Genomic DNA, 18,315 nt, shown 5'->3' on the forward strand with positions numbered 1-18,315 from the left:
TTTTTTAGTAAACACTATTAATTCGGAATTAAAAAGTCTACCAAAGAAAAGACAGTGTTTCCAAAGTCAAAATTTAATACATTGCCGTTTCTTGAATCCCATAAGGTCGAAACATTATTTACTCTACAGTCTATCATTTTATTGCCGTAATTAGGACGGTTTGCAGCAAAAAGACCTAAAGATAAGTTTTCAAAAGTTACATTCTGGAACGTATTGTTCTCTGCTGGAGAACCACTTCTTTCCAAATGATGGAACACAACACCGTACATACAATCTTTTATTTCACCATTAATGAACATATTATTGTTACCTGCGTTAGTTTGATTGTAAACATTCCATTCACTGGTATCACCTCTATCCCATTCCAAGAACTGAATTCCATTACCATTGGTTATTGAGAAGTTTTCAAATCTATTGTTCGTGGCTCCATTTGCAATTTGGATGGCATTGTGGTATTGTTGTTCCGGGAAATTTCCAGTTATGGAGAAATCCTTAAAAACATTTCCTTCAACACCTGCATAAGACAGTTCTAAACTTGTATTTATTATTTTGAAATTTGTAAATACATTATTGTTCATTTTGTGGAAACCTCCTAAGCCATGGCCTGGGTGTTCCAAATCACCAACTTTTTCAACAATTAAATTGTCAATTCTGTTTCCACTACTGTCTCCCCATAAGAATACATAATAATCACATGCATTGATATTGTTATCAGAATAGACTTGATTGTTCAAAATAGTATTATTGTCACATGAATCAAACAATAGTCCACCTGTACCTGCATTAATAACAATTGAATTTGTTATATATGATTCATCTAAGTAATAACTTGGGAATGCCCTACCACTTTGGGATTTAATTTCGGATGCAATATTGACAGCAATAATATTGTCCAATTTTATATGGGACGCCCTATTACTATATACACCATAAGACATTTTCCTTATTTGGAAATTACTAATGTTAATATACTGTTTTTCAATAATTATGGCACTACCAGCTCTATTTTCCCTAGCTTCATTAATACCAGATAATGTAGGTAGGTAATTAACATTTACATTGTCGTTTTGGTTTTTGTAGTCCTGATAGGACACCGTTGCAGAATTTGAAGCTACAACATCTCCTGGTTCAGAAGTATAACCTATGAACGAAATAGGCTGGTTCTCATTACCTGAATTACTTACCTCTAAATGTCTGTTACCATAATCACCTGCTTTTACGTAAACTATATCTCCAGCTCTTGCTGTTCTAAAGGCATGTGCTATATCCCATGATGACTGCTCACTACGTCCATCATTAGAGGAATTACCATTGGTCGTTACAAAGTATATATTTTCTCCGGTAGTTGGTAGTTCAATTTTACTTACGGTAACCGTACCTTCTTCTGTTGTTACTTCTCCGTCCTCATTAACCTCCTCGGTTACATAAGTAAACGTATCTGTTTCTTCTTCCGTAGTATTATCAGTTTCAGTATTTGTGGTTTCAGGTTCTGAAGTTTCCGGTTCTGAAGTTTCCGGTTCTGTTGTAGTTGTTTCAGGCTCGGTTACTGGAGTCTCTGTTTCTTCAGTTGTAGTCTCAGGCTCTTCAGTTGTCTCTGGTTCGGGTTCCGATACTGGAGTATTGCTGCTTTCATTTGTCACTGGCTCTGCCGACTTTGGCGTGTACGTCAGTGTATTGTCATCATTAATAGTAATTAAACCGGATTTGGGTAAGGAGGTTTCAATAATTCTAACATTGTTTAGATTATCAAAACGATCGTTTTGTAGTACATCCAAAACAATAGCGTTATTACTATTTAAAATAAAGGTGTCATCCAAAACCCTATTTTCTATACCTGCTGTAGGATTGGAATTATTGATAACATAATCAGATAAGATATCAGAATCTTTACTGCATGATGTCAAAAAAAGAAAGATAAAAGAGAGTAGGGACACTGTTGTAGGTAATTTTAGGCTAAGCTTCATAACAAGGATAAGATTTAAACGATTTACACTAATTTGGGGATTCAAAAATATTTATTTAATTTTTATCATCGATGAAATTCACATTTTATTCGATGAATTACCCAAACATTACGTTTCGTCTCAACCATTTAGATTTTTTAAAAGTCTATATTTCGATGAAATGCAGCTTTTATTAACATTTTTAAGAAAAAAAATTGAATTTAGCTCGTTTTTGGCATTTTTTTTTGATTCATATGCCTATATATTTTTGCTCATAAGATGATTCATTATCTAATTAAACTAAAGTGACCACTAAATTGAATGGGTTCACTATTGATTTCATCAATTAAATTTACTTTAAACCAATAGTCTGATGCTGTCATTAAACTATTGTTGTAGGTACCGTCCCAACCAGGTCCTAATGGATCTAGTTTAGTAAGTAATTTTCCGTGCCTGTCATAAATGTAAATATCTAATTGTGATGTTACATTTAAATTTTCTACACCTAAGGGTTTCCATGTTTCATTGGCTCCATCTCCATTAGGACTAAAAAATGTTGGGTAGTTTACGATTAAGAATGGAGCGCTGGCCACAGTAAATTCACAGGAAGATTTAGACCTTACATATCCTGTATATATACCGCCATCTACATTTTCAAAAATATTATCATCTTGATATGGTCCTTCAGCACTTGTAATACTATATTCAAACTGATCAAATACTAATGGATTTTCATCTACGATCAATCTGACTCGGTTGCCAGAATCCAATATGTAACCTTTTGCTGTTACTTCTACTTCAAGTGCTGTAGGTTGTAGTACCTCCTCTACCGTTGTGGAATATGTTGCAAATCCGCCACATTCCATAGCGTCCCCAATTTCATAAATTTCCAAAGTATAGGTACCTGCTGATGTAATTTCAAATATTGCCTCTTCAATACCATCATTATCTACATCATTGTCCGGTGTCCAGTCATATCTATAATTGGGGCCTAAATCTTCTCCTAAATATATGGTTTCTAAACGTCCTGTTTCTTCCGAACAAAGGCTTAACGAAGAAGGAATGTCTAATATTGGTTCATTTAAAATAATTACGTCAAAAGAGGTCTCATTGGCACAATTTGGGTTATTTTCCGCTTCGGCATAGATATAAATGGTCTGTGACGTTGTAATTTGATCACCTTCACTTAATTCTGTTCCTGATCTATTTGGGCCAGTAAAATAACTTTGATTATCCGGTAGTGACGGCAAAATGTAAAATTCACAAGATTCTACATTCTGTACCATATCTACTGTAGGAATTTGTGTTATCGTAAGCGTCACTGAAACTCTTTCACTGGAACATGAGGTAATGGGGTCAAAAATTTCCGCGTAATATAAATATTGACCAGCGGCTGTTTCATTTGGTGTAAACATGTTACCTGTAGCTACGGGGGCACCTCCGTTATCAGTAGTATACCAATTTATAATTTGATTAATAGGAGGCGTGTCTACCGATAAGCTGGCGGTAGCTTCTCCACTACAATTAAAACCATCTACAGGGTTGGTAGGGGCTGATAATGTAGGGCAGGTGCAATTTGGCGCGGTAACCGGCAATGTAGCTGTACAACCATTATTGTCCACTGTAATGGTAATATCGGTTCCGGCCGGTATGTCAATGATTCTATCGTTTCCAACAACTGTTCCCGCCGTAGTGGTCAGTATACCGGTTAATGGCTGTAAGGTTACTTCATAATTTAATAAATCTACCGTACATGTATTTGAAATTATAGTTGGTGTAGGGGAGGTGTTGATGGTAACATCAAAACTAGTTTCATCGGTACAATTTGGGTTTGTGCCACTTTCAGCAAAGATATAAATGGTCTGTGAACTTGTAATTAGGTCACCTGGATTCAACATTGTTCCTGTTGCATTAGGTCCTGTATAGTAAATGTTACCGGGATTTATTGCAGGTAACGTGTAGGAATCACAAGAAGCTGGCGGGTTGGCTAAACTATCTGCTGTTGGTGTATTTATAATAGTCAGCGTTACTTCTGTTCTAATACTTGCGCATGAGGAAACGGAATCAAAAGTTTCCACAAAATAAGAATAGGTTCCCGCTATGGTTTCGGTTGGGGTAAATGTATTTCCAGTACCTAATAAGGTTCCTCCACTTGCTAAATCATACCAATTAAGGGTGTCTCCTCCGGTTGTGGGTAAATTTGCCGTAAATGTAGCTGTTGGTTGTCCAAAACAGTTGCTTATATCCTGTGTGTTTTCTGGAGCATCCAATGTTGGGCAATTACAATTAGGTGCCGTAATATCTAAATTCGTTATACACCCATTATTGGTAGCTGTTACCGTAATATTGGTCCCAGCCGGTATATCCGTTATGGTATCATTACCAACTACCGTACCAGCTGTAGTAGATAGTGTTCCTACAAAAGGTTGGAACGTAACTTCATAAGTCAATAGATCGTTAGAACAATCATTTGATATAGGAACGAGGCTAGGAGTGGTATCAATATTCAGTACAAAACTACTTTCATCCGTGCAATTAGGGGTGGTACCTGTTTCAGTATATACATATATGGTTTGTGAAGTGGTGATAACATCACCGGCATTTAATAAAGTTCCAGAGCCACCCGTACCAGTGTAATAGTTATTGCCGGCAGATAAGACGGGTAGGGTATAGGAATCGCAAATACTTGTAGGTACAGTAATTACGTCAGCAGTAACAGATGGATTGATTGTATACGTAACTGCAGTTCTTGTAGCACTTACACAACCAGAAACAGATGATGAAGCTTCTGCATAATAAGTATATGTATTAGCAGTCGTTTCCGTAGAAGTATAGGCTAGCCCTGACCCCAATGAAACTCCACCGGTAGGGTTGCTAAACCAATTTATAGTATCACCGGTACCCAGAGGATCTAGCTCAACACTAATTGCAATATTTGCACTACCTTCACAAACAGATTGGTTCGTTGGGTTTATAGGCTCATTGGGTAATGCATTAAGGGTAACTGTTGCTGAAGTAGCTGGCGTTAAAGTAAGAACACAAGATGAAATGCTATCTTCAATACTAATAATAGATAGGTTGGTATCAGTTGTAGGTGCGGTTATAGTAATTGATTCATTACCTGTTGCATCAAGAGTGATAACTGATGTTGTAACGCCGCCATCTAAACTATAACTAATAATGTCGTTAGGATCGCCTGTCAAACTAAAAACAGCATCTTCTCCTTCGCAAATAGATGCATTTACGGCAACTGGAGTTACAATAGTTGGTCCAGTAGTTACCGATAAAGTAGCCGTTTCCTCTACATAACATAAATAATCATCACCCCACGTCCTTATTCTATATAGGTTACTATCTTGTGCAGCGGTAACTGCAGTTATTGTTAAATCTGCTGTTGCAGTACCGGAAAAAGGACTTGTTTCAGTTAATAAATTATAAGTAGCACCTCCATCTGTACTCTCGTACCATTCATAGATTATTACACCAGTTGTACGTGTAGCGGTTGCACTAAAGGTTACATTGCCGCCCTCACAGCTAGTTTCATTATTTAAAGGGCTAAGAAGTACTGGAGCTGCAGGTGTAATAATGGGCAAACCGGCATTTACAGGTGGGGTATAACCATTTGTTCCCGTAACTAGACCGTTACCGTCTACCACTGGCACACCATTACCTACATAACCATCATTGTCATCATTGGTATACCCTGCTTCCGTAGCATCAGGACATCCATCATCATCCGAATCAAAATCTAAACAATCTATTAGACCATCTAGGTCAGTATCCTTATTTATTCGAATATGGTCATAATTTCCTTGCTGTTGGTTTAAAGCGGCGTTAGCCTGGTGTATAATACGAATTATTAAATGTTCACCTATTGAAGCTGGATCCGTAGAAGGGTTTACGGAAAAAGAAAAATCTTTCCATTGACCATTAGGTGTTTCTTCTGGATTAATAATTAATTCATTAATAACTGTATATGTACCTCCTGAAAAATACCCGGCTTGTATGGTGCTAGTTCCGTCATTTCTACCTGAGTCTACTTGATCAACGCCATCACCAACGGCAATGGTAACTTCATAACCACCTTCCTCTATAATAATGGAATTTGCATTACCTGCTAGTGTTGGTAAATCTTGGGTAATGGTAGCATCTCCCCCTAGAAATAAAAAAGTATCATCGAACATGGTACCAATAGGGTTGCCAATGTCGTCTGGTATATCAATTAAACCTGTGCCATCAGTCACAAAATTTGGTGAAAATGTAGGTCCATAAGTTTCTGCATTGGGCATATGTAAACCACCCCCAACTCCTGTGTAATTCCAAAAGTTTACAATATTATCATATGGGAAACCGGGAGCGAAAAATGTTTGGGGAGAAAATTCAAAGTTGTAATATCCTCTTATATTTATATTGCTTGTAAGGTCGCACCCTTCATCTATATCCGTTAAGCCGTCATTGTCGTCATCAAGATCAATATTTGTTTGCAGGGTATTGGTTGCGTCATAATAGAAAAAATTACCATCTTCAACGCCATCATTGTCGCTATCAATTAACGTACATTGATTTTCGAAATCTACTACTGCATAACTACTTCCCAGGTACCCGCCGGCACCTGTTACCAATCCGTTAGCGTCAATATTTGGCAAGTTGCCCAATCTACCACCGCCAATATCCGTATATCCTGCTTCTTCAACATCATTGCAACCATCGTCATCAGAGTCAATATCCATACAGTCAGATATTCCATCACCATCCGTATCTTTTACAATTTTAATATTGTCATAATTACCCTGTAATTGTAATAAGGCCAGATTAGATACATGTTCTATACGAACTGCAATAGCTTGCCCTAAAGCGGGATCACCAGCATTTACTTCTCCATTTACGGTAAAACTCGTCCAAAAGCCGTTGGGGGTTTCAGAACTTTCAACGGTAAGTGATCCATTGGTTATGGGTTGAAAATTATCTGGGTTTCCGTCATGATAACCAATTTCTATAATGGATTGTCCATCATTTCTGTAAAAATTATCATATTCTATCCCATCACCAATTGAAATGGACAAATCATAATGTCCTATTTCATATGTTCCGTAAACCGTTCTGGAAACAATGCTTGCATCTCCATTAATATAGGCATAAGTAGTACCTTCAGCAGCGTTATAATGGTTTGTGCCATCTAAAGTAGTTTCTATTCCCGGTGTGCCTCCTAAAGAATAATCGTTCCAACCGGCTACAGGATAATTTGGTAGATCGGCTAATTCTAACCCGCTATTGACAATTTGTATTTCACATTCATATTGATCTGTAATACCATCATTGTCATCATCCAAGTCAATATCATTTGGTACCCCGTCTGCATCAAAATCGTTATAATTTGTAGTACAGGTATTTATGGTGTTATCTATTACTGCAATCTTGTTGCCTGTATACCCGCCTGCTCCTGTAACCAGGCCATTTGCATCTATATTAGGTAAACCTCCAAGAACACCGCCACCTGCATCTGCATGGCCGGCTTCAACTACATCAAAACAGCCATCAGCATCATCATCAGAATTTAAGTCCGTACAGTTTGGCGCCCCGTCACCGTCCGTATCTATTTTTAATTCAAAACCATCATATGCGGCCCTAGTATCACTAAAGCCAATACCTGTATGTGTAACCCGAATTAAGATTCCTTGATTAAGTGCTGGGGATCCATTTGGTATATTAAACGCAATTGTAAATCGATTCCATCCTTCGGGCGTAAGAGCGCCGTCAACAGTAATGCTTGCTCCAGCAATCGGTTGAAATGAAGCGGCATCGTCTCCATAACCCATTTCTATATCACTAATACCATCATTTCTACTATCAATTGTCCCAACTCCGTCACCAACATAAAACGAAAGAATATAATTGGTTTCTTGATAAACCGCTAGCGGTCTATTTGTTATTGCTGTAGCTGAGGGTATGGTTAAATAATTATTTAAAAAGAAATATTGATTTCCTTCAGGTGTATAAGGAAATGCACCTGTTGGGGATGGAGTTTCTATACCTGCACCTACATCACTAACCACTTCCCAATCAATAGCATCTGTAGGGTCGTTTTCAAATCCGGGATTTCGGATTGGGACTTCACATTCTACACTGTCTAAAATACCATCATTGTCATCATCCAAATCACATACATCACCAACTCCATCACCATCAAAATCCAAATTATTGACGTCAACTGTATTCATACAGGTATCAACCCCATCTAGGATGCCATCATTATCTGCATCTTGCGCATAAAATGATAGGGTAAAAATGAAGAATAATATTGTCAGGAAACTTTTTCTTTTCAACATAGTAGGTAATTAAGAGCTATTGAATCTATGTTCTAGTAGAAACAATACATGTAAAAATAGGCTGCAATTTTTATAAATGTTTTATTGATCGCCAAACGACAAAATTAATGGATAACAGTATGTATATCTGGTTTATTTTTAAATGATTATCAACAAAAAGGCCAAGAATGAAACATTCTTGGCCTTTTCAAAAATTTGTGTGGATTGTATCTTATTTCTTACCAATTTGGTAATAAGTAAATCCTTTTTCCTCCATCCTTAATGCGGTATATTGATTTCTGCCATCAAAGATTACCGGTTCGTTAAGCCTTACTTTTAATTCCTCAAAATCTGGAGATCTAAACTCTTTCCACTCGGTAAGAAGTATCATGGCATCGGCATTTTTAAGCGTATCATATTTAGAGTCATAATAGGATACATTTTGCACATCCTTTAAATAAAAGATTTTTGCTTCATGCATAGCCTTAGGGTCATAGGCCTGTATTTTGGCACCTCTTTTTACTAGTTCCTTAATGATGTATATTGCAGGTGCTTCACGCATATCATCGGTTTCCGGTTTAAATGCAAGGCCCCAAACGGAAAATGTTTTGCCGGTTAAATCTTCTCCAAAATGAGCAATGACTTTATTGGCTATAACAAATTTTTGATCATCATTAACCTGTTCCACCGCTTCTATTAAGCGCGGAGTATACCCATGTTGTTGTGCAGAACGCTTTAACGCTTTTACATCTTTTGGGAAACATGACCCCCCATATCCACTACCAGGGTATATAAAACTATACCCAATGCGGCTATCACTACCAATACCTACTCTAACTTTATTTACATCCGCACCTACCAATTCACAAATATTGGCCACCTCGTTCATAAACGAAATTTTAGTAGCCAGCATGGCATTTGCCACATATTTGGTCATTTCTGCGGAACGGACATCCATAGAAATCATTCTGTTTTGAGTTCTAAAGAAGGGCGCATACAAGGCTTTCATTTGTTCCTCAGCTTCTTGAGATTCTACACCTATAACAACACGGTCAGGCTTCATAAAATCATTGATTGCATCTCCTTCTTTTAGAAATTCTGGATTAGAGACTACTTCAAAAGGAATTTGTACCCCTCTTTTATCTAATCTTTCCTGAATCTTTGCTTTTACTTGGTCCGCTGTACCAACAGGTACGGTAGATTTATCTACTATAACAAGTTTTTGCTGCATATGGTCCCCAATATCCGAGGCTACTTGTAAAACATATTGTAAATCTGCAGCACCATCTTCGCCCATAGGTGTACCAACGGCAATGAATGCAATATTTGATTTTTCTAGACTTTTTGCTAAATCTGTACTAAAAAACAAAGTTTTGTTTTCTACATTTCTTGAAACCATTTGTTCAAGTCCGGGCTCATAAATAGGGATAATTCCTTTTTTTAAATTATCTATTTTAGTTTGATCGATGTCAACACAGGTTACGGTGTTGCCCATTTCGGCAAAACATGTTCCGCTAACAAGGCCAACATAGCCAGTTCCTATTACTGTTAAATTCATAGTATATTATATTATTGGCAAGTCTTAAAGATTATTCTTTATAAATCTTTGATATTTTACAAACGAAGGTTTGCAAAATTAATTTTAAAATTTGAATTATTTTTATAATCTGGCCGTATAACCATTAACCAGTTTCCCTTTAACATCATAAACTAATGTTTTTTCATGCTGGAATTTTGAAAGATCATCTTTCAAAAATTTATCATGGGAAACAGCTAATACGATAACATCAAAAGTTTCATTAGGTTTTTTCTGGGTTGTTACAAGACCGTACTCATGAAGTACTTCTTCAGGGCTCGCCCAAGGATCATAAATAGTGGTCTTTACCCTATATTCATTTAGATTATTTACTAAATCAACCACTTTGGTATTTCTTACATCTGGACAATCTTCCTTAAAGGTAACCCCTAATATTAATACTTTTGCATCTTTAACCTGGGTATCATGTTTTAGCATTAACTTAATAATTTGCAAACTAAGGTATTCGCCCATGCCATCGTTAATTCTTCTGCCTGCAAGTATTAAATCTGGATTATAACCATGTTCCTGAGCCTTTTGTGCTAAGTAATAAGGGTCTACTCCAATACAATGTCCTCCTACCAACCCTGGTTTAAAGGGAAGGAAATTCCATTTGGTACCTGCAGCTGCCAACACGTCGTTGGTGTCTATACCCAATAGGGCAAATATTTTGGCAAGTTCGTTTACGAAGGCAATGTTTATATCTCGTTGCGTATTTTCAATAACTTTAGATGCTTCGGCAACCTTAATGGTAGGTGCTAAATGCGTGCCGGCGGTTATGACCGACTTATATAGTTCATCTACTTTTTGGCCAATTTCTTTTGTAGAGCCAGAAGTAACCTTTAATATTTTTTCAACAGTGTGCTTTTTATCTCCTGGATTTATACGTTCTGGAGAATAGCCGGCATAAAAGTCTTTATTAAAAATCAAACCACTACTTTTTTCAAGAACAGGAATGCAAATTTCTTCAGTTGCACCAGGATATACGGTTGATTCATAAATAACAATATCATTGGGCTTAAGTACCTTACCAACCGTTTCACTGGCTTTTACAAGTGGTGTAAAGACAGGTCTTTTGGTGTCGTCAACCGGGGTAGGTACGGTAATGATATAATAGGTACAATCTGTAAGTTCTTCAATAGAAGAACTGCATATTAAGCCTTTATCCCTAGACTCAAGATTGTCTACTATGACTTTTTGTAGGTCAAGATCGCTTAATTCAAGTGTGTTGTCTTTTCCAGCATTGATTTCATCGACTCTTTTTTGGTTAATATCAAAACCAACAACTTTATATTTAGTAGCAAAAAGTGCCGCTAAAGGAAGCCCTACGTAACCTAAACCTATTATGCCTATTTTCATTTTATATATGTTATAATTCTAATTTAAAGTTTAATAAATGAAGTTTTTATACTCTTTTTTTAAAAGACTTCACTTTTTAGTGCCCCATTCATTATACCAGTCTACAAAATTTTTGATTCCATCATGTAAATCAGTTGTGGGTTGATAACCATAATTAATTTTTAAATCTGAAATATCTGCGTATGTTTTATATACATCGCCATCTTGCATGGGAAGCATTTCTATAGTAGCTTTCCTTTCCAAATGATGTTCTATTGTCGAGATAAAATCCATTAATTTAATAGGGTTGCCATTTCCTATATTATAAATAGCATAATTTTCATTTTCTGAATTGGTAACAAAACCATTATCTATTATTTTGACTATACCCTGTATAATATCATCGATATAAGTAAAATCCCGCTCTAATTTGCCATTATTATAAACAGGAATTTTCTCATTGGCCAAAATTGACTTTATAAACTTATAGTAAGCCATATCTGGTCTTCCCCATGGTCCATATACGGTGAAAAACCGTAATCCGGTTGTTTTTAAATTAAATAAATGGCTATATGTATAGGCAAAAAGTTCATTGGATTTTTTAGTAGCTGCATAAAGGCTTATAGGCTGGTCTACATTATCATTTGTTGAAAAAGGCATTTTTTTGCTATTTCCATAAACGCTAGAACTACTTGCGTAGATAAAATGCTCAATTGAGTACTGTTTAACATTTTTAAGTATAGTATAGAACCCCATAATATTGGAATCTATATAGGCGTCTGGATTGGTAATGCTATACCTAACACCTGCTTGTGCAGCTAAATGTACAACATGGGTAAAATGTTCAATTTTAAATAAATCATCAATAAGTTCCGTATCGCAGATATCGGCTTTATAAAAAGTGAAATTCTTATAACCTGCTATTTTTTTTCCGACCTCCGAATTTGGAATACTGTTAATACCTAACTTTTTTAATCTGGCTAATTTTAAATTGACATCGTAATAATTATTTAAATTATCAATGCCAATTACCTCATAATCACTAAAAGATAATGCTCTTGCTAAATGAAAACCAATAAAGCCTGCCGCACCGGTAATTAAAATTTTCAATATGATTTTTTATTAAATCGTGATAGTTAATAATAAATTTTCATTTTCAAAATAAACACTATTTATTCAATTTTAATGACTTTTTTAATAGTTGAGTTATCATTTGATGATTTTATTATTTCCATAAGGTACATACCACGACTTAACGTAGATAGATCCAGTTCAAATATTTCTTCATGATTTTCTTTGATCATTTCTTGGAATACCAATTTACCATAGATATCATAAAAACCAATATTGATACCTTCCTTCATAAATTTTGATAGATCAATTTTTAATGTCTCATTTCTCACAGGGTTAGGATAAATGATAATATCTTCTACAGATGCATTGTTCAAAGTCTCATTCGGGATAATTTGAACACTTATGGTAAACGAACATCCATCCTCTGTTTGTAGCACATACTCCCCACTATTAGATTCTTGAGCATTTTCAATGACTAAGGGTAATACGTTCAATTCCTTGTTTAAGGGACCGGTTACCGTGAACATTTCGGTATTTGGTTGTAAACCTAATGTAATGTCGTCTCCAACGGAAGCCATAAGAATTGTTGAATTCAATTCTTGAGCTCCATTGTTTACAGTGTAATAGGTTTCAATTAGTTTTTCACTACAATCAACTGGTGCTTCATTAACGACAATGGTGGTAGAAGCGGTATTGGTCAGTCCTTCATTATCAGTAACTGTCAATAATACATTATATGTTCCAGGTAATGCAAATGTATATTGTGGATTTGCATTTTGGACCGTATCTCCATTGCCAAAATCCCATGCGTATATAGTAATTTCTGAGTCATCTGTGGAGTCTGTTCCATTAAAATCTATAGTGAGTGGAGCTTCTCCCTCGGTCATATTGGTGCTTATAATAGCAACAGGGGCTTGGTTGTTTGCATCATTTACTGATATTGTTACACTCATCTCATCTGATAGACCTTCGGCATCCGTAACTGTTAATGTAACTATATATTCACCAACAGTATTGTATGTGTGATTAACATCAATACCACTTGATGTGGTTTCATCTCCAAAATTCCATTCATAGGAAACTATGCCATTGTCATCCGTAGAACCTTGTCCAGAAAATTCTACAAACAAAGGTGCATTTCCAGAAAGCGGGTTTGCCTCAATTTTAGCTACTGGAGGTTGATTATCCAGGTCATTTACGGAAATAATAATACTTTCAGTATCCGATGCACCATTTGAATCTGTTAAGGTAAGAGTAACTTCATACTCTTTAATGGTCTGGAATGTATGACTGACATTTTCACCGTTTGCTGAATTTCCGTCACCAAATGACCATTCATATGATACAATTTCATTATCATCTTTAGAATTTCTACCTGAAAAATCCACTTTTAAAGGTGCATTTCCAGAAATGGGGTTGGCCTCTATTACTGCTTCTGGAATTTGATTTGTAGGGTCATTTACCGTTATGGTTATTGTTTCCGTATCGGTCTCATTGAATTCATCGGTCACAGTAAGGCTAACCACATATGACCCACTTTCTGAAAAGGTATGCTCCGGTTCTTCCAATGTAGATGTATCACCATCCGCAAAGTCCCATGCATAGGTAAGGGGTCCGTCATCGGTAGAGCTTCTTCCGCTGAATTTTACCTCTAATGGAGACGTACCTGAGATAGGGTCGGCTTCAATTACGGCCACCGGTAATTGATTTGGAGGGTCATTTACCGTTATGGTAATTGTTTCCGTATCGGTTTCATTGAATTCATCGGTCACGGTAAGGCTAACCACATATGACCCACTTTCTGAAAAGGTATGCTCCGGTTCTTCCAATGTAGATGTATCGCCATCCGCAAAGTCCCATGCATAGGTAAGGGGTCCGTCATCGGTAGAGCTGCTTCCGCTGAATTCTACTTCCAATGGAGCCGTACCGGAGATAGGGTTGGCTTCAATTACGGCCACCGGTAATTGATTTGTAGGGTCATTTACCGTTATGGTTATTGTTTCCGTATCGGTCTCATTGAATTCATCGGTCACGGTAAGGCTAACCACATATGACCCACTTTCTGAAAAGGTATGCTCCGGTTCTTCCAATGTAGATGTATCGCCATCCGCAAAGTCCCATGCATAGGTAAGGGGTCCGTCATCGGTAGAGCTGCTTGCGCTGAATTCTACTTCCAATGGAGCCGTACCGGAGATAGGGTCGGCTTCAATTACGGCCATCGGTAATTGATTTGGAGGGTCATTGACCGTAATTGTTATGGTATCCGTGTCAGTAACGTTAGAACTGTCTGTGATAGTTAAGGAAACCGTATAAGTTCCGGTTGTAAAGGTATGCTCCGTATCGACAGAATTGGAAGTTCCCCCGTCCGCAAAATCCCATGAATAGGTAAGAGGTCCGTCACCGGTAGAGTTTCTCCCAGTGAACTGGACCGTCAATGGGGCATTTCCGGAGGTGACATTTGCCTCCGCCACGGCGACCGGTGATTGGTTGCCAGTATCCAGAACTGTGATGTACGTAGTTTTTTCATCACGTAAGCCTCCATCGTCAAAAACTGTTAGACTAACCAAATAGGTTCCTGGCGTATTGTACAATTTTGATGGGTTTTTAACATTCGAAGTGGTATTATCCCCAAATTTCCATACGTACTGATTGACTGTACCGTCTTCATCCGTAGACGCATTTGCATTAAAACTTACATTTAAAGGAGCGTCACCGGTAAGCGGTGTGGCAGAAAATTCTGCGGTAGGGGGTCTGTTTCCATTGGTCGCAGTTAGATTGATGACCTTCAAATTGTCAAAGTAGGCTGTACCCGGTTCAAATTTACTATAGTTACTATATAACCATAAATCTAGGGTTTGCGTATTTTCTGGAACGATAATAGATCCTTTGAACGTGGTCCAATTTTGAGAAAACGTATAGCTGCCAATTGGTGGATTGGCATTGGAATTATCGCGAACAACCTCAAATGCAGCGTTATTATTTCCTTTTCCGTCAAGTTCAAGATATAATTCATCACCAGCTTGAATTCCAAACTTTTGAAGATTTATAGTCACGGTAAAACGAGCCCATGGATTGTCACTGTCATTGTTTATGATTTCTAAAGCGCATTCTGATCCATTGGTTTCAATATTTGTTCCGTTAGCTTCATCTAACCCGGTGTTTAATGCCCCTGAAGTAATGAATATGGAAGGGTCTCCATTTGGTAAGTAGTTTGGACAACCTTCTTCCTGATTTTCTTCCAATAAAGATAAATTAATCGTAGTCTGGCAGCCATTTGGTGTGGATACCACAAACTGTCCTACATTAGAAGCATCTACAAAGCCATCATTCCTATTTGGATTGTTCCATGGTGGTATAGCAATGATATCTACAGCCGTATCTAATCTATAATAGCCGTCAGCAGTCATTATGCTATTGTCCAGAGAACTTATGGTAGGCCCATCATATTGGGTAGTGGTTATATAGTACTCTCCAGAGGCATCAACAGCCTTAATATATACTTCTGAACCTTCAGGGACTACTATATCTGTACCTTGTATTGGAGAACCATTAGCTCCAATTTTATATTGTACGGTTAAATAATTGCCGTTACAATCTGTAATTTGTGGATTATTTGTATCAAAACCTTCATTATACAACGCTTGTATCTCTGCAGGCTCCAATACTTTGTTGTAGACTTTTAGTAAATCTATTTTTCCGCTGATTTCATCTGTTATACCACTTGTGTTGCCATAGGGTACCGCTGGTAAAGGCCTACCGTTTACTCCGAGATCTTCATAAAAACCAGACGCTGTAAACTTACTGAGGTCAGAATTATCGTTTACCAGTTTAATAGGGCCGCTTATTTGTCGCCTACAAACTTCTACACCATTGGCATAAAGAATGGCTGTGTTACCATCATACGTAGCTGCTAGGTGAACCCAAGTATCCAAGGGAGCATAGCCAGAATAACAATTTAATGCCTCTGCTTCTGTAGAAAATGCCCATTTATACAAGGTATTGTGAAAACCAAAGAACATATTGGGATATGATTGACTAAATATACCTACATTGGCAACTTTACCATTTCCGGGAATTACACTATTACTATTTCTATAAACCCATGCTGAAAGTGTTATGGAATTAGCTGTAGATGCCAATTCTTCACTGTAATCTATTTCCAATAACGAATTACTGTTAAATTCCAAACCATCAAACTCTATAGCGTTACCTATAACACCATCTGACCAAGAAAATTGATTAGGTTGTTCTACATCACCATCATCATTACGTTGTACAATTGTACCATGATGACCATATTGTGAATTATCTATGGCATTTAATTCTTGGCCAGACTCATCAAACTGCATATCCAATACCAAGTTGGAATTGTTAATCAATGGTACTTCTGAACCAATTTTAATTGTATGCGCTATTGAAGGTACACCGTTGCCGTCAATTGCGAACAACATATAATACCCTGGAGGAAGCAGCTCACGATTAGGAATTTCAACGTCATAAGAATTACCGGATGCAGTGAAATTTACAGGGATTCTGCGCTGTTCATTATTTGTGGAATGTGTTGCTGCAGAAAAACGTATTAAGCTGAATTGTTGGATTCCTGGTGTAGCCTCTACATTAATTGTGGTATCATAACCCGAACTTTCAGGTCCATCGACTATCTCTGGCCTTTCCGCCAAGGTATTATCAGACTTGAAGAGATAAGGCGGACTATATATTTCCGCATTCATGTGATTGGTGCATCCTTGTGTTAAGGATAATCCGTCACAAAGTCCACCGCCACCTACAAACACTCTACCGTCAACCATTAAAATAGCAACACTATGATAAGTTCTTGGTATAGACATTGCCGCTACCGTACTCCATTTGTTCCCACTAGCGTATGGATTGAATATTTGAGCACCTAAAACAGCTGTGTCATCTGTAAAAACAGCTGCTTTTTGTAATCCACCTGTAATCAGGACCTCTCCAGTAGGTAATACAGTACTGTTATGCATGGTTCTTGCCAAGCTCATGTTACCGGTAAAAGTAACCGTAGGGGCAGGGTTGGGCCCTGTTCCATTAATATCAATGATAAAAGAATTATCTCGCGCAGGGGTAGTGCCATAATAATCTGCACCATAAGCTGGTGCGCCACCAGTTTTCAATATTTTACCAATATCGAACATTACCGTATTACCCTTCATGGAATAACCATCTGAAACCCCTGCGCCAGAATCTTGGCGTTTACCTGCGTCAACTATGCTCCCTCCTGGTACATCAACGTCTATCCAATGCATTCTTTCACTAGGACCCGCATGAAACAATTTCCCATTAGGTGCTGGCCATAGCCAAACATGGTTGTCTGTTCTGTAGTTTCCTTGGGTTTCCATTGCTAAATCCTCATCGACATAAATATCCTCGCCTTGTATATTAGGTAATTTCAACCATCCTGTTAGGGAAGAATAAATTTCCGCATCCCTGTTGCCATAATTTCCACCACTCCATGAACCGCCAACAGTAAATACCGAACCATCTGATAACGTAACGTTTCCTTGGTAACCACGGGGTATGTTCATTTCGTCCGCTACGGTCCAGGAATTGGTCCTCCAGTCATAAATACTGGTCCTTTCGCTACTGGTTCCCCCGGCAGATAAAATTCTACCATCGGCAAGATTGTTAATACCAGGGCAAAACATGTCATGATCCGTGTTGCTGGTAAATTCACCTAAGGAAGCACCCAGTCCGTCATTGGCCAAAGGGTCAAAGAGTTCAGTAAATGTCATTCCGTCTCCCTCTACTATAAAAGTGTCCCTGAATTGTGAAGACCAAGTCAGTAAATTGCCGTTAGGTAAATTTGCAACTGCAACAGGTACTATGCCAAATTCAATTGGTTCTCCCCATTTACCCATAGTACTTTCATTTTGTGAAAATATGAATGTGGGTAAGCTTAATATTAGGAATAATATAAAATGAAATTTTTGTGTCATTTGTGTTCTACTTCAAGTATTAAAAAAATCACTTTTCAGTTAAACAAAAATAACCAAACGTTGTTAAGCAAATCTCTATTAAACGTTTAATACCAATATATAATCGTTCA

At 37.3% G+C, this 18,315-nt stretch carries 6 protein-coding genes; all 6 read right to left on the reverse strand.

The annotated features are described in order from the left end of the window. Positions 1–17 precede the first annotated feature (17 nt). Positions 18–1,964 carry an Ig-like domain-containing protein gene (locus ABVM52_RS14750; RefSeq protein ID WP_405381818.1) on the reverse strand — a complete coding sequence of 649 codons (1,947 nt, stop codon included), beginning with the start codon at positions 1,962–1,964 and terminating at the stop codon, positions 18–20. Positions 1,965–2,230: 266 nt separating this feature from the next. Continuing rightward, positions 2,231–8,269 carry a T9SS type B sorting domain-containing protein gene (locus ABVM52_RS14755; RefSeq protein WP_405381820.1) on the reverse strand — a complete coding sequence of 2,013 codons (6,039 nt, stop codon included), beginning with the start codon at positions 8,267–8,269 and terminating at the stop codon, positions 2,231–2,233. A gap of 211 nt (positions 8,270–8,480) precedes the next feature. Further along, entirely contained in the window at positions 8,481–9,806 is a 1,326-nt protein-coding gene (locus ABVM52_RS14760; RefSeq protein ID WP_405381822.1) for a UDP-glucose dehydrogenase family protein, read from the reverse strand. Between the two features lie 102 nt (positions 9,807–9,908). After that, the gene (locus tag ABVM52_RS14765) at positions 9,909–11,183 is read right to left on the reverse strand and encodes a nucleotide sugar dehydrogenase (protein WP_405381824.1); all 1,275 of its coding nucleotides are present in this window, start codon (positions 11,181–11,183) and stop codon (positions 9,909–9,911) included. Between the two features lie 69 nt (positions 11,184–11,252). Beyond that, a complete protein-coding gene (locus ABVM52_RS14770; RefSeq protein WP_405381826.1) occupies positions 11,253–12,272 on the reverse strand; it encodes an NAD-dependent epimerase/dehydratase family protein in 1,020 nt (339 codons plus the stop codon). 62 nt (positions 12,273–12,334) lie between these two features. After that, complete coding sequence (locus ABVM52_RS14775; protein ID WP_405381828.1) at positions 12,335–18,127, reverse strand: PKD domain-containing protein; 5,793 nt, start codon at positions 18,125–18,127, stop codon at positions 12,335–12,337. Positions 18,128–18,315 lie beyond the last annotated feature (188 nt).

Origin of the sequence: Maribacter sp. LLG6340-A2, from assembly GCF_045057105.1 — a bacterium.
Taxonomy (GTDB): domain Bacteria; phylum Bacteroidota; class Bacteroidia; order Flavobacteriales; family Flavobacteriaceae; genus Maribacter.